This window comes from Singulisphaera rosea (assembly GCF_054877945.1).
Genome location: NZ_JBTYIP020000027.1, coordinates 34,432 through 49,250, shown reverse-complemented (window position 1 = coordinate 49,250; position 14,819 = coordinate 34,432). Strand labels below are relative to the sequence as shown.

Sequence of the window (14,819 nt, the reverse complement as noted above, 5' to 3'; positions counted from 1 at the left end):
TCCAGGGCGAGGACGCGGAGGGAGACGGTCGCCATCGGTGGTCGGCCCGTCCTTTACCAGATCGGTGGGGATCAGCGAGCAGTCTCACCTTGTTGGTTGCCCATGACGACGTCATGGCTTTGGCCAACCCAATTCATTCAATGGAAAGATTCTCAATAAGACGGGTGAGAAATCGTCATACGGTTGTCAATCGGCGACCCTGCCGGGTAAGGGCCTTCGGGCTGCTCGATCGGGGCGGGCCAGAGGTAGACTTCGGGGGGACGGCCGGGGCTTTCGGCGTAGGTCATCAGGGTGGAACCGTCGGGGGAGAAGCGGATTTGGCGGACCATGGCCGTATGGCCTTCGAGCGTGAGCAGGTGGTGGCCGGTGGCGACGTTCCAGAGCCTGACGGTCTTGTCCACGCCCCCCGAGGCGAGGATCTTGCCGTCGGGGGAGAAGGCCAGGGCGTCGACGAACCCACTGTGGTCGAGCAGGTCGGCCTGGCATTTCATCGTTTCCGTATCCCAGAGCTTGACCGATCCATCGTCCCCGCTCGATGCGAGGGACTTGCCGTCGGGGGAGAGGGCCACGGCGAGCGCGTGCAAGCCACCCCGATGGCCCGGTTCGTTGGGCTTCCGGATCTTGCCCGTCCCCGGCTCCCATAGGATGGGACAGTCGAAGTCGGTCGAGGCGATGACGTCTCCGGATGAGGAGAAGGTCGCGATGTACGCCTTGATCGGCGCGGAGCGTCGGCGGTTGCCCCCCCCGGGGTCGACGAGGAGGATGTCCTTGTTATCCTCGACGATCGCGACAGAACGGCCACCCGGGAGGAGGGTGATGCGTCCCCCCGCGGCGATCATCCCGCCCGTGCGGCCGACGTCGGGCTTCGTCCCGGACGAACCTTGGCTCATGACTTTGAGATGGTTCTCGTCGTCGATGGTGCAGACGGTGATGGTCCCTTGCATGTCGAGGGTGGCGAGCGTCTTGCCGTCCGAAGCGAATTCGGCGAACGGGGCCCGCGCGATCCCCGCGATCTTCTCGGCATGGACCTGCGATCCGTCGGCGACCTTGAAGGTCGAGACCACGCCGTCGCGCCCGCAGATCCTGAGGAGGTCGCCCCGTTGAGAGAAGCCGATCGCCGAGGCGATCATCGGCTTGATCAGCAGGATCTCGCGGTGGCCTCGGACCGATCGGTCCCAGATCTTGATCGAGGCGTCGCGCCCGGCCGAGGCCAGGCGGTGGCCGTCGGCCGAGAAGGCGATGGACCAGACCCGTCTCTCGTGGCTACGGTAGACCTCGAGCGGGGCGCCCGTGGAGCAGTCCCAGAGCCGGACCGTCCCATCGTCGCCGCACGATGCGAGCGTCTGCCCGTCGGGAGCGAACGCGATCCCCTGGACGATCCCCTGGTGGGCCGGGAACGTGGTACGGGCCTGGCCGGATTGGACGTCCCAGAGGCGAATCTGGTTGTCTTCACTCCCCGAGGCGAGGGTCTTGCCGTCAGGGCTGAAGGCGACCGCGTGGACCTGGACGCCGGGGTTCGGGAGCCGCCGCTCTTCTTTGCGGGCGTCGAGGTCCCAGAGCGTCACGCCCTCCCAAGCTGCCGAGGCCAGGGTCTTGCCATCGGGCGAGATCGCCAGGCCGTCGATTCGCCCCGAGCGCTCATGGAAGGTGTCCTGGAGCTTGCTCGTCTCGGCGTCCCAGACTCGGACCAGTCCATCTCGGCTGCCGCTGTAGAGGTGACGGCCGTCTCTCGAGTATCGAAGGGCCAGGACCCAGTTGAGATGGTTTTCGAAGGTCGACTTCGGGGACCCGGTCGCGAATTCCCAGGTCTTGACCAGTCCGTCGTCCCCCGCCGTCGCCAGGGTCTTCCCGTCGGGCGAGAAGACCACGGTGTTGACCTCGCCTTGATGGGCATGGATGCTCCTCAAGAGGTCCCCGGTGGCGAGGTCCCAGATCTTGACCATGCCGTCCAGGCCACACGAGGCGAAGCTCCGCCCGTCCGGCGAACACTCGACGTGATAGGCCTCGCCCTGGTGGGCGTCGATGGTCTTGGCGAGGGCCTGCGCGTGGCAGACCCGCCAGAGGTAGTTCCAGGGGAAGCCTCGAGGGTCCTTGTGGCCGCCGTCGACCTTCTCGTGGCGGGCGAGGACGTTGCGGGCCTGGCCGAGCCCGTTCTGCTGGATGAGTCGGGCCGCTTGCCGGAGATCTTCTTCGTAATGGCTGATCTGCAGCCTGTCTTCGATTTCGAAGGTGTACTTCTGGTAGACGAGGATCAGGGCGGTCGTCAAAGTCCCGACCAACGCCAGGGCCACGGCCGACAGCACCGCGATGCGGCGCCGATGGACCCAGCGCTCGGTCCTGCGGAACAGGTTCGGGCGCTTGGCGAGGATCGATCTCCCTTCGAGGAATCGTTTCAGGTCCTCGGCCATCTCGCCCGCCGACGCGTAGCGGTCGCGGGACTCCCTGGCCATCGCCTTGCGGACGATCGTCTCGAGGTCGATCGGGATCGACGGGTCGATCCAACGCGGGTGCATCGGCTCGCCGCCGGCCACCTGGCGGAGTAATTCCTCGCTGTCCCTGGCGTCGTAGACGGGCTGGAGCGTCAAGAGCTCGTGGAGCGTGGCCCCCAGCGAATAGACGTCGCCTCGGACGTCGTCGCCGGAGCTCCGGCCCATGACCCGCTCGGGGCACATGTAGCGCAAGGTCCCGGGCAGCTCATTCGTCCGGGTCAGCTCGACCCCTTCCTTGAGCCGAGCGAGCCCGAAGTCGGTGACCCAGAGGTCGCCCTCGGCATCGATCAGGAGGTTGGCCGGCTTGATGTCCCGGTGCAACACCCCGAGGCTGTGCGAGTGCTCGAGCGCGATCGCGGCCTGGTATCCGAACCGTGCGGCCTTGAGGAAGAACTCTCGGCTCGACGGCACGCCCAGGGCCGACGAGCCCTCCGGGTCGACGGGGAGCGCGAGGACCGAGTCGTCCCTGCTGATCACCGTCGAGGGGGGGGATCGGTCCGGCCCTCGGAGCGACGCGATGAGCTGCGCGAGGGTCTGACCCTCGATGAACTGCATCGCATAATAATGAATGCCCCGCTCGGAGCCGAAGGCGAAGACGGGGACGATGTGCGCGTGGTGGAGTTGGGCCGCGGCCCTGGCCTCGACCTGGAACCTTTGGAGGTGCGCGGGGTCGAGCGCCGAGGCGAGCGGGAGGATCTTGAGGGCGACCCGGCGCCCGAGCGAGACCTGCTCGGCTTCATAGACGACCCCCATCCCCCCCCGACCGATCGCGCGGAGGATCCGGAAGTCGCCGACTCGGAGAGAAGGGACCGGCCCTTCGACCGCGCCTGCGGCGGCCATGTGCTCCGACATGTCGAGGATCTCGAGGAAGACCCGCAGCCGGCTGGCCAACGTCGGGTTCTCGGCCAGGAGCGTGTTGGGATCCGGCCCCTGACCCGCCTCGACCGCCGCGAGATAGGCGTCGAAGATCTGGGCCAGCCTCGAGTCGTCGCCCGCCCCGGCCTCGTTGCGAGAGGATCCGGGGGTGGGGGTCGGTTCCATCGCTCAACCTCGCAGACTTGCTTCGAGACCGCGCAGACCGAATCGGGCGTTCGCAATGTCGAAACCGGGGAGGTCACCCCAATCGGAATGGGCGACATTGCTTCGGTCGATTCTATCCTACACGAAAAATAAGAAAAGCACCTCCGATCGTTAGTGGGTTGCAATGACCCGCCTCCCGGGGGCCCGAGGGGGTCGTCGTCAACGGCCTTCAGGGGCGGGGACGGGGGTGGAGAGGGGACCGACGAAGTGGCTCCCGGCCTCAACTCTGGCCCTGGACTTGAACAGCCAGACGAGGACGAGGACGAGTCCCGCCACGCCGAGGCCGATCGAAAGCCCGATCCAGAGGCCGTGGACGCCGAACCCCGCATGGAAGGCGAGCAGGTAGCCGACGGGGAGCCCGAGGGCCCAGTAGGCCAACAAGTTCACGACCATCGGGGTGTGGGTGTCGCCTCGCCCCCTGAGGGCGCCGGCGGTCACGCCCTGGAGGCCGTCGAAGAGCTGGAAGCCGGCGGCGATGCGGAGCAGACCCAGCCCGGTGGCGATCACCCCCGCCTCGTCGGTGAACGCGCCGAGGATGGACCTCGGGATCAGGAGGAAGGTCAGTCCCGCGAGGATCATGAACCCGGCGCCGAGCGCGATCGCCATCCACCCCGCCCGGGAGGCGGCCGCGGGCTCGCCTCGGCCGAGGGCACGGCCGACCCGGACCGCGGCCGATGAGGACAGGCCCAGCGGGATCATGAACGTCACGCTCGCCACGCTCAGCACGACCTGGTGCGCCGCCAAGGAGATCGGGTCGAGCTTCCCCGCCAGGGTCGTCGCGAAGGCGAAGACTCCGACTTCCAGCGTCACGTGGACGGCCGCCGGGAACCCCAGGCCCACCAGATGTCGTAAGAGTCCAAAGTTGGGCCGAAGGGCGGCCAGGCGCCGCTTCGGGTCGAGCCGGCGGTCGTCCCAGAGGATGGTGGCGACCAGGACCAGGGCCATGTAGCCCCGGGCCACGGCGGTCGCCCAGCCCGAGCCGCGGACCCCAAGCTCCGGCGCCCCCCAGTTTCCGAAGACGAGGATCCAGTTGGCCAGGACGTTGATCAGGTTCGCGCTGACGAGGGCGAAGACGATCGGCGCGACCCGGCCGATGGCCTGGAGGTAGCGCCGGCAGGCCGCGTAGATCAGGAGGGGGCCCAGGCTCCAGGCGGTGGCCCCGATGTAGGGGACCGCCAGCCGGACCACCGTCGGGTTCACCCCGGCTAGGCCGAGGACCGGCGCCGCCGCGAAGACGACGGCCATCAACGGCACGGTCAGGACGAGGCCAAGGTAGATCCCCTGCCCCAAGGCGCTCCGGCAATCCTCGATCCGCCCGGCCCCGAAGGCCTGCGAGATCAGCGTGTCGAGACCGAGCAGCATCCCCATGCCGAAGACGGCGATGGTGAAGAAGAAGACGCCGCCGACGCTGACGGCCCCGATCGCCTCGGGGCCGAGGCGGCCGACGATGATCGTATCGACGACCCCCATCCCCATCCAGCCGAGCTCGGCCAGGATCACCGGGCCGGCCAGGGCGAGCGTCGGCCGGAGCTCCCCGAAGAAACCCGGGGCGGTCGATGGTGTCGTTCTCGGGCTACCCTCTTGCGTTCGGAACGATTCCAGGCTAAATCTCCTTTTTATCTCCGCGGTGCACGAACCTCGTCGCCCGCGGCCAAGGCCCCGATCGGCCCGGGGCCTACTCCCTGTCGCCAAGGTCCTCGCGAACCCTTCGATTCGGAAGGGACCGCGGAGACTTTGCCCCGACCGCCCTGATCCCACGCTTCGACCGGGAACTTCCCCCTCTCTCCCGGGCATGGCCGCCCAGAGATGGCACCATATTTGCCTTTAAAGAGCGGGTTGGGCAAGGGGAAATCGAAAGAGCAAGTTTTTATCCTTGATAAGGATAACCGATAAGTCGAAGTCCGAACGAACGTCTGGGCGTTTCCGCCCAATTTGGGGAGGGCCGGGGGTTCCGGCCCGGCCAGGATCGCCGGAAGGGACATTCAAGGTGCAGGTTTTTCCCTCGACCACTAACACGATAGCCCGGGTCTCCATCCTCGGGGCGGTGTTCTCCGCCCTGGGGGGAGTGGGCTTGATTTACCAGATGTGGCAATCGCCGTACGTGACGCAGGTCAGCGTCGTGCGGGAGCAGCCGATCCCCTTCAGTCACGAGCATCACACCACGGGACTGGGGATCGACTGCCGGTATTGCCACACCTCGGTGGAGACTTCGAAGTTCGCCGGGATTCCCCCAACTGAGACTTGCATGTCGTGCCATTCCCAGATTTGGGTAGACAGCCCCATGCTCGAGCCGGTTCGGGCGAGCATGCGGAACAATACCCCGATCCAATGGGCGCGGGTCCACGAGCTGCCCGACTACGCGTACTTCAACCATTCGATCCACGTCAACAAGGGGGTCGGCTGCGCCAGTTGCCACGGCCGTGTGGACAAGATGTCCCTGACGATGAAGACGGAGCCCATGACGATGGCGTGGTGCTTGAATTGTCACCGCGAGCCGGAACGCCACCTCCGCCCGCAGAAGGAAATCTTCAACCTGGCCTGGGCGGCGGAGGATCAGAAGACATTGGGGAAGGATCTGGTCAAGAAGAACCATATCCCGGTCGACCGACTCACCAACTGCTACGTGTGCCACCGATGACAATTCAATCGAGCAAGACCGACGGAATCGACCTCGCCGACATCCGCGCCCGCCTGGCCGGACAGAGCGGCCCGCGCTACTGGCGGAGCCTCGAGGAGCTCGCCGACACGGCGGAGTTCCGCGAGTTCGTCGGCCGGGAATTCCCGACCGGGGCCGAAGAACTCGCCGACCCGGCGAGCCGGCGCACGTTCCTGAAGCTGATGGGGGCCTCGCTCGCCCTGGCGGGCGTGAGCGGCTGCACCCAGCGGCCGGCCGACAAGATCGTGCCCTACGTCCGGCTCCCGGAGCAGATCATCCCCGGCAAGCCGCTCTACTTCGCCACCGCCATCACGCGGGGCGGGTATCCCATCGGCGTCGTCGTCGAGAGCCACACCGGCCGCCCGACGATGCTCGAAGGGAACGAGAAACACCCCGACAGCCTCGGCGGCGTCGACATCTTCACCCAGGCGGCGACGCTCGGCCTGTACGACCCCGACCGCTCGCAGGTCGTCACCAGCAAGGTCGAGGGCCAGGACCGGATCTCCACCTGGGATAAGTTCCTCCTCCAGGCGATCGTCGCCATCGACGCCCTCCGCCCGGCCAAGGGCAAGGGGCTGCGGATCCTGACCGAGACGGTGACCTCGCCGAGCCTCGCCCGTCAGATCCAGGCCCTCCTCGAGGAGCTCCCCGAGGCGAAATGGCACCAGTACGAGCCGGTCGGCCGCGACTCCGCCCGCGCCGGGGCGAAGCTCGCCTTCGGCCAGGACGTCGCGACCCAGTATCAGCTCGAGAAGGCCGACGTCATCCTCTCGCTCGGCGCCGACTTCCTCGGCAACGGGCCCGGCCACCTCCGGCTCGCCCGCGAGTTCGCCAAGCGTCGCGAAACCCTCGACGCGATGAATCGGCTCTACCTCGTCGAGACCACGCCGTCGATCAGCGGCACCATGGCCGACCATCGCCTCCCGGTCTCAGCCCAGCAGCTCCCGGTGTTCGCCCAGTTCGTGGCGCAGGAAGTCGGCGTCAAGCTGCCGGGCGCCGCGCCCGTCACGCTCCCCGAGGACCAGGCCAAGTGGGCCAAGGCGCTCGGCCGCGACCTCGCCAAGAACAAGGGGAAGAGCGTCGTCATCGCCGGCGAAGAACAGCCGGCCATCGTCCACGCCCTGGCCCACGCGATCAACCAGGCCCTCGAGAACGTCGGCAAGACCGTCGTCTACACCGACCCGACCGAGGCCCGGCCCGAAGACCACGCCGAGTCGATCCGGACGCTCGCCAAGGACATCGACTCCGGCTCCGTCGAGGCCCTCTTCATCCTCGGCGGCAACCCCGCCTTCAACGCCCCCGCCGAGCTCGACTTCGCCGCGAAGCTCGAGAAGGTCAAGTTCAGCGCCCACCTCGGCCTGTACGCCGACGAGACCGCCGCCCGTTGCCAGTGGCACGTCAACGAGGCGCACGAGCTCGAGACCTGGGGCGACGTCCGGGCCTCCGACGGCACCGTGACCATCCAGCAGCCGCTGATCGCCCCCCTCTACGGCGGGCACTCGGCCATGGAGCTGGTCGCGTCGCTGTTGCGGCACCCCGACCGCTCGGGCTACGACATCGTCCGCCAGACGCTCAAGGACAAGTCGACCACCAAGGACTTCGAATCCTCCTGGCGGACGGCCGTCCAGGACGGCGTCGTCGAGGGGACCAAGTTCCCCGCGATCAAGGTCACCCTCAAGGAAGACCTGGCCGTCCCGCCGGCCCCCAAGGCCGCGGAAGGGCTCGAGATCGTCTTCCGCCCCGACTCCACGATCTGGGACGGCCGCTACGCCAACCTCGGCTGGCTCCAGGAGCTCCCCAAGCCGCTCACCAAGCTGACGTGGGACAACGTCGCCTTCATCAGCCCGGCCGCGGCCGAGAAGCTCCAGGTCGCCACCGGCGACGTGGTCGAGCTGACCTACAAGGACAAGAAGGTCGAGGCCCCCGCCTGGATCCTCCCCGGCCAGGCCGAGAACGCCATCACCGTCTCGCTCGGCTACGGCCGGACCCGCAGCGGCCGGGTCGGCAACGAGATCGGGTACAACGCCTACCCCTTGCGGACCTCCGACGCCCCCTGGGGCGGCGCGGGGCTCGAGCTCAAGAAGACGGGCAAGGTCTTCGACCTCGCGACCACCGACTCGCACCGGTACATCTCGACGCGAGCCAAGGCGAACATCGAGCCGAGCGAAGCGGCCCAGGAACGTCACCTGATCCGCGTGGCCACGATCTCCGAGTACAACAAGAACAAGAACTTCGCCCGAGAGCTCGAAGAGACTCCCCCGACCGACGACACCCTGTTCACCGAGATGCCCGGTTCGATCAACCGGATCGAACGCGAGCAGGCGGGCCGTCCCGAGCCCGAAGAGCCGGGGCACGCCTGGGGGATGGCGATCAACCTCAACACCTGCATCGGCTGCAGCGCCTGCGTCGTCGCCTGCCAGGCGGAGAACAACATCGCCCTTGTCGGCAAGGACCAGGTCTCCCGCGGCCGCGAGATGCAGTGGATCGACATCGACCGCTACTACTCGGTCGACGGGGGCCTCGACAACCCCCAGACCTTCCACCAGCCTCGTATGTGCATGCACTGCGAGGATGCCCCGTGTGAGCCGGTCTGCCCCGTCGGGGCCACCGTGCACGACAACGAGGGCATCAACACGATGGTCTACAACCGTTGCGTCGGCACGCGGTACTGCGGCAACAACTGCCCCTACAAGGTCCGGCACTTCAACTACTACAACTACAACAAAGACACCCCGCTGAGCCTCGCGATCCTGAACAACCCCGACGTCACCGTCCGGAACCGAGGGGTGATGGAGAAGTGCACGTACTGCGTCCAGCGGATCAACGCGGCGCGGTATCCGGCCGAGATCGCTGGACACGAGAGGATCGAAGACGGCAAGGTCGTCACCGCCTGCCAGGCGGCCTGCCCGACCCGAGCGATCGTCTTCGGCGACATCAACGACCCCAACAGCCAGGTTTCACGGATCAAGGCCGACTCGCGGAACTACGGGATGCTCACCGAGCTGAACACCCGCCCGCGCACGAGCTACGTGGCCCGGTTGCGAAACCCGAACCCCGAGCTCGAGACGGAGCGGCACGATGGCGTCTGAGTCTCTGAATAGGGCCGATGCGGACGAGCTCGTCCTCGCGCCCGGCCACACGATGGCCTCCGTCACCGACGCGATCAACGGGGTCGTGCTCCGGCACCCGATCCCGAAGAAGTGGAGCGTCGGGTTCGTGGCATCCTTCGGCCTCTTCAATCTCCTCGCGGTCTCGATCGTCTGGATCCTCTATCGAGGCGTCGGGGTCTGGGGTATCCGAAGGCCCAACATGTGGGGCTTCGATATCGTCAACTTCGTCTGGTGGATCGGCATCGGCCACGCCGGGACGCTGATCTCGGCGGTCTTGCTGCTGTTGAAGCAGCAATGGCGGACGTCGATCAACCGGTTCGCCGAGGCGATGACCCTGTTCGCCGTGGCGTGCGCCGGGCTCTTCCCGCTGCTCCACATGGGCCGGCCCTGGTACTTCTACTGGCTGATGCCGTATCCGAACACGATGGCGCTGTGGCCCCAGTGGCGCAGCCCGCTCGTCTGGGACGTCTTCGCCGTCTCGACGTACGGGACCGTCTCGCTCCTGTTCTGGTACGTCGGGCTGATCCCCGACCTGGCGACGCTCCGCGACTCGGCCAAGCACCGGTTCGCCCGCGTCGCCTACGGCGTCGCCGCCCTCGGCTGGCGCGGGTCGGCGATCCACTGGCACCGCTACAAGACGGCCTACCTGCTCCTCGCGGGCATGTCGACGCCGCTGGTCGTCTCGGTCCACTCGGTCGTCAGCTTCGACTTCGCGGCCGGCGTGATCCCCGGGTGGCACACCACGATCTTCCCCCCCTACTTCGTCGCGGGTGCCATCTTCTCCGGCTTCGCGATGGTGCTCACGCTGATGATCCCCTTGCGGTCGTTCTACAACCTCAAGGACTTCATCACCAACAAGCACCTCGACAACATGGGCAAGGTCCTCCTGGCCACCGGCATGATCGTGACCTACGGGTACGCGATGGAAGCGTTCATGGCCTGGTACAGCGCCAATCAATACGAAACGTTCATGATGTGGAACCGGATGACCGGGCCCTACGCGCACACCTATGTGCTGCTGATCCTGTGCAATTGCACGTCGATCCAGGTCCTCTGGTTCAAGAGCGCCCGGACGAGCGTCCCGCTCCTGTTCGTGCTCTCGATCATCATCAACATCGGGATGTGGCTCGAGCGGTACGTGATCATCGTGACCAGCCTCCACCGCGACTTCGTGCCGGGGGCGTGGGGCATGTATCACGGGTCGTTCTGGGACTACACCACCTACTATGGCACGATCGGGATGTTCCTCACGCTGATCCTCCTGTTCATCCGCGTCCTGCCCTCGATCTCGGTCGCCGAGATGCGAGAGCTGGTCGAGGAGACCCGGGGACACGGCGGCGAGGCACGGGGCCCGTCGCACGATATGGCCTCCGCCTGAGGATCGAGCGATGACGACGTTGACCACGACCACGACGACGACGACGAAGACCGCGGCACCGCCGATTTTCGGCCTGATGGCCGAGTACACCGAGGCCGAGGACGTGATCGCGGCGGCCAGCCGGGCCTATGCCGCGGGATACCGGAAGCTCGACGCCTACGCCCCCTACCCCGTGGAAGGGCTGGCGGAGGCGATCGGGTTCACCAAGAACCGGGTCCCGCTCCTGGTCCTGCTCGGCGGCCTCTCCGGCGCCGCGCTCGCCGTGAGCATGATCTGGTTCTCGGCGACGATCCACTACCCGATCAACGTCGGCGGCCGGGCGCTCTTTAGCTGGCCGTCGTTCGTCCCGATCACCTTCGAGCTCACGATCTTGCTTGGCTCGTTCTCGGCGGTCGTCGGGATGCTCGTCCTCAACGGCTTGCCGATGCCCTACCACCCGGTCTTCAACGTCCCGAGCTTCGCCCAGGCGTCGCGCGACCGGTTCTTCCTCTGCATCCAGTCGGACGACCCGAAGTTCGACCTCGAGGAGACGAGACGGTTCCTCGAGGCCTCGAAGCCGGTCGAGGTATCCGAAGTCGCGTCTTGATTGGACTCCAACTCCGTCTTGTCTTGTCGGGTGGGCCCGGCCCCCCGAAGGCCCTTGAATACTCGGGAACCACCGGCGGACGACGCCCACCCTACGGAAGTCTCATGAGAGAACAGAGGATGCGAGCCTGGCCCTTCAAGTTGACCCCCGGCGCCCCCGCCGCGAGGCTGCGGCCGAGGTCGCGGTGGCTGGCGGCCGCCGGACTGGCGCTGTTCGCCGGCTGCGCCGAGAACGAGATGGACAAGCAGCCGAAGTACGCCAAGGTGTACCAGGCGAGCCAGTTCTTCGCGGACGGCCAGTCGGCGCGACCGCTCGTCGCCGGGACCGTCGCCCGGGGCCAAGCCCGGACCGACCAGGCCTATTTCGCCGCGAAGTCGGGCGACCAGATCATCGACGAGATCCCGATGAAGGTCGACCGCGCCGTCCTCGAGCGCGGCCAGCAGCGATATAACATCTACTGCCTCCCCTGCCACAGCCCCACGGGCGACGGCCAGGGGATGATCGTCAAGCGCGGGTTCTCGCCGCCCCCTTCGTTCCACCTGCAACGCCTCCGCGACGCCCCCACCGGGCACATCTATAACGTGATCACCAACGGCTACGGCGCCATGTACTCTTACGCCTCGCGTATCCAGGTCGACGATCGCTGGGCGATCGCCGCCTACGTCCGAGCGCTCCAGTTCAGCCAGGACGCCCGAATCGCGGACGTCCCCGCCGAGGAACGCACGAAACTGGAGGCCGCCGCGCGATGAACGCCCTCGCTCAGACCGCCCTGCCCCCGGAGTTCGACCGGGCGCGGCATGTCGCCCAGCGGGCGCTCATGCTCGGTGGCATCCTCTGCCTCGTGGCCCTGGCGACCGACTATAGCCGGTTCTTCCAGAGCTACCTGGTGGGCTACCTCTACTGGATCAGCATCTCGCTGGGATGCCTCGGGGCATTGCTGCTTCACCACCTCGTCGGCGGCATCTGGGGATTCGTCCTCCGACGCCCTGCCGAGGCCGGCGTCTCGACGCTCCCCCTGATGGCGCTCCTCTTCCTGCCGATCGCGATCGGCATGAAATGGATCTATCCCTGGTTTGACCCGCCTGCGGGTTCGCATGTCCTGGCGAAGGCTTCGTATCTCAATCCGGTAGCCTTCCTCATCCGAACGGCCATCTACTTCGGCTTCTGGATCGCGGTTTCCGCCGTCCTGAGGCGCGGGATGCGGGCGCAGGATCAGACGACCAGCCCCGCCCCCACGCGAGGACTCCAGACGGTCAGCGGCCCCGGCATCGCGTTCTACTTCCTGACCGTGACGTTCGCGTTCATGGACTGGGGGATGACGCTCGAGCCGATGTGGTTCTCGACGATCTACGGCCCGATGCTCCTCGTCGGGGCGGTCCTCGCGACCCTGTCGTTGCTGGTCATCGTCGCGTCCCGGCTCGCCCCGTTCGAGCCGTTCGCGAAGATCGCGATCCCCCGAGGGTTTCACGACGTCGGCAACCTGATGCTGGCGTTCACGATGCTCTGGGCCTACATCTCATTCTCGCAGTATTTGATCACGTATAGCGGCAACCTCGCGGAAGAGATCCCCTGGTATCTCCACCGGTCGGTGGGGATCTGGCGGCCGACCGCGGCGATCCTGATGCTCTTCCAGTTCTTCGTGCCGTTCTTCCTGCTGCTGGGTCGCGACCGGAAGCGGAACGCCCAGTCACTCGCGAAGGTGGCCGTCTGGATCCTGGTGATGCGGCTCATCGACCTCACCTGGATCGTGATGCCCGCCTACGGCTGGCCGCTCGGCCATGAGGCGGCCGCCCACGGGGCTCATGCGGCCCATGCCGCGGCGCCGGTGGCTACGGAGGGCTTCATGACGATCATCTCGTCGATCGCCGGGGTCCTCGGTTCGTTCGCGCTGGTCGGCGGACTCTGGGGGACGTTCTTCCTCCGCCGCCTCGACGCCCTCCCCGCGCTGCCGAGCGAGAGCAACCCGCTCTTCGCGGACGTCCTCGCCCACCTACACCACGGGCATGACCACAGCCACGGGCATGCCCAACCGAACCTCGAGCACGGGGGAGGACACTGACCATGGAACACGCCGGACACGGAACCCCCCACCCGCACGGGGGGCCGGGATACGAGACCACCGACGCGAGCATTCGCGGAATCGTGATCTTCGGGATCCTGCTGATCGTCTTCACGGCCATCACCCTGTTCGCGATGAAGGGCCTCTACGCGTTCTTCGTCGAGCACGGCGAGCCCGTGGCGACCAAGCCCGAGTCGCCGCCGATGCCGACCGTCTACGCCGACCTCGCCAAGGTCCGTGCGACATCGGCCGAAACCCTCTCGACCTACGGCTGGGTCGACCGCAAAGGCGGGGTCGTCCGGATCCCGATCGAACGTGCCCTCGACCTGGTGGTTCAACGTGGCGTCCCCAAGGGCAAGGGGCCGCAGACCGAGGTCGAGATCAACGCCCGGAACTCGTCCGCTCCGGCCTCGGTCTTGGCACCTGCCCCGGCCCCGGCCCCGGCTCCGGAACCTGCACCAGCCCCGGTCCCCAAGTGATCTTGGTCACCGTCCTCCGCCCTCACAGCCTCGAGATGCAATGAACACCGCCTTCCGCCTCACAATCCTGGCCTTGCTCCTCGTCGCGGCCCCCGCCGCGATCGCGGAGACGCAGGTCCAGGCCCCGGCGCAGGACTCGATGACGGGGATGCTCCGCCGGATCGGGTTCGACCAGAACCTCGGTGCCCAGGTCCCGCTCGACCTGGAGCTCCGCGACGAGGCGGGCCGCAAGGTCCGCTTCCAGGATCTCCTCGGCAACAAGCCGGCGATCCTGAACCTGGTCTATTACGAGTGCCCGATGCTCTGCAACGAGGTGCTCAACTCGCTCCTGCGGAGCCTGAACGCGTTGTCGTTCGACGTCGGCAAGGAGTTCGACGTCATCACCGTGAGCATCGACCCGAAGGAGACCCCCCGGCTCGCCTCTCGGAAGAAGTCCGCCTACCTCGCGCGTTACGGCCGAAAGGACGCCGCCAAAGGTTGGCACTTCCTCACCGGCGAGGCGGCACCGGTCGCGCTCCTGGCGAAGACCGTCGGATTTCGGTACGAGTACGACGCGAAGAGCCAGCAGTACGCCCACCCGGCCGGGATCATGATCCTGACGCCGCAAGGCAAGGTTTCGCGGTACCTCTACGGGATCAGCTACCCGGCGCGGGACCTCCGGCTCGGCCTGATGGATGCGTCGATGCGGAAGATCGGCTCGCCGATCGACCAACTCCTACTGCTCTGCTTCCACTACGACCCGAGGACCGGGAAGTATAACTTTGCGGTGATGAACATGATCCGAGTGCTCGGGGTCGCGACCATCGGGAGCCTCGGGACGTTCATGGGCGTGATGCTCTTGCGGGATCGCCGGAAGGTCGCCCGCGCGGACGAGTGAGCCAAAGCCCCTCCGGATCGCGACGGGGCGGACACGTTATTTGAGGGTTCGAAAGGCCCTCGCCGGGGCGAAGGCCCTGCCCTCCCGAACCCCACGCCGAGCGCC

Annotated in this window: 10 protein-coding genes; 8 read left to right on the top strand and 2 right to left on the bottom strand. The window is 66.9% G+C overall.

From position 1 onward, the window contains the following. Nucleotides 1-152: 152 nt before the first annotated feature. Nucleotides 153-3,530: a WD40 domain-containing protein gene (locus tag ACYOEI_RS31860; RefSeq protein ID WP_462853895.1), complete on the bottom strand. Its 3,378-nt coding sequence runs from the start codon at nt 3,528-3,530 to the stop codon at nt 153-155. Between the two features lie 198 nt (nt 3,531-3,728). Further along, a complete protein-coding gene (locus ACYOEI_RS31855) occupies nt 3,729-5,069 on the bottom strand; it encodes an MATE family efflux transporter (protein WP_462853894.1) in 1,341 nt (446 codons plus the stop codon). A gap of 487 nt (nt 5,070-5,556) precedes the next feature. Here ACYOEI_RS31855 and ACYOEI_RS31850 point away from each other — a divergent pair, with 487 nt between their 5' ends. From ACYOEI_RS31850 to ACYOEI_RS31815, 8 genes are all read left to right on the top strand, one after another. Further along, nucleotides 5,557-6,207: a cytochrome c3 family protein gene (locus tag ACYOEI_RS31850; RefSeq protein WP_462853892.1), complete on the top strand. Its 651-nt coding sequence runs from the start codon at nt 5,557-5,559 to the stop codon at nt 6,205-6,207. Continuing rightward, nucleotides 6,204-9,314 (top strand): TAT-variant-translocated molybdopterin oxidoreductase, encoded by a 3,111-nt coding sequence (locus ACYOEI_RS31845; RefSeq protein WP_462853890.1) that lies wholly within the window; start codon nt 6,204-6,206, stop codon nt 9,312-9,314. Before ACYOEI_RS31850 ends, ACYOEI_RS31845 begins: the two co-directional genes overlap by 4 nt. Beyond that, complete coding sequence (nrfD, locus tag ACYOEI_RS31840) at nt 9,304-10,713, top strand: NrfD/PsrC family molybdoenzyme membrane anchor subunit (RefSeq protein WP_462853888.1); 1,410 nt, start codon at nt 9,304-9,306, stop codon at nt 10,711-10,713. The genes ACYOEI_RS31845 and nrfD overlap by 11 nt, the downstream gene beginning before the upstream one ends. A 10-nt stretch (nt 10,714-10,723) precedes the next feature. Further along, the gene (locus ACYOEI_RS31835; protein ID WP_462853886.1) at nt 10,724-11,299 is read left to right on the top strand and encodes a DUF3341 domain-containing protein; all 576 of its coding nucleotides are present in this window, start codon (nt 10,724-10,726) and stop codon (nt 11,297-11,299) included. Between the two features lie 119 nt (nt 11,300-11,418). Then, a complete protein-coding gene (locus tag ACYOEI_RS31830; RefSeq protein ID WP_462853884.1) occupies nt 11,419-12,048 on the top strand; it encodes a c-type cytochrome in 630 nt (209 codons plus the stop codon). Continuing rightward, the gene (locus ACYOEI_RS31825; protein WP_462853883.1) at nt 12,045-13,358 is read left to right on the top strand and encodes a hypothetical protein; all 1,314 of its coding nucleotides are present in this window, start codon (nt 12,045-12,047) and stop codon (nt 13,356-13,358) included. Before ACYOEI_RS31830 ends, ACYOEI_RS31825 begins: the two co-directional genes overlap by 4 nt. A gap of 2 nt (nt 13,359-13,360) precedes the next feature. Then, the gene (locus ACYOEI_RS31820) at nt 13,361-13,837 is read left to right on the top strand and encodes a hypothetical protein (protein WP_462853882.1); all 477 of its coding nucleotides are present in this window, start codon (nt 13,361-13,363) and stop codon (nt 13,835-13,837) included. A gap of 40 nt (nt 13,838-13,877) precedes the next feature. Further along, entirely contained in the window at nt 13,878-14,714 is an 837-nt protein-coding gene (locus ACYOEI_RS31815) for an SCO family protein (protein ID WP_462853880.1), read from the top strand. The last annotated feature ends 105 nt before the right edge of the window (nt 14,715-14,819 follow it).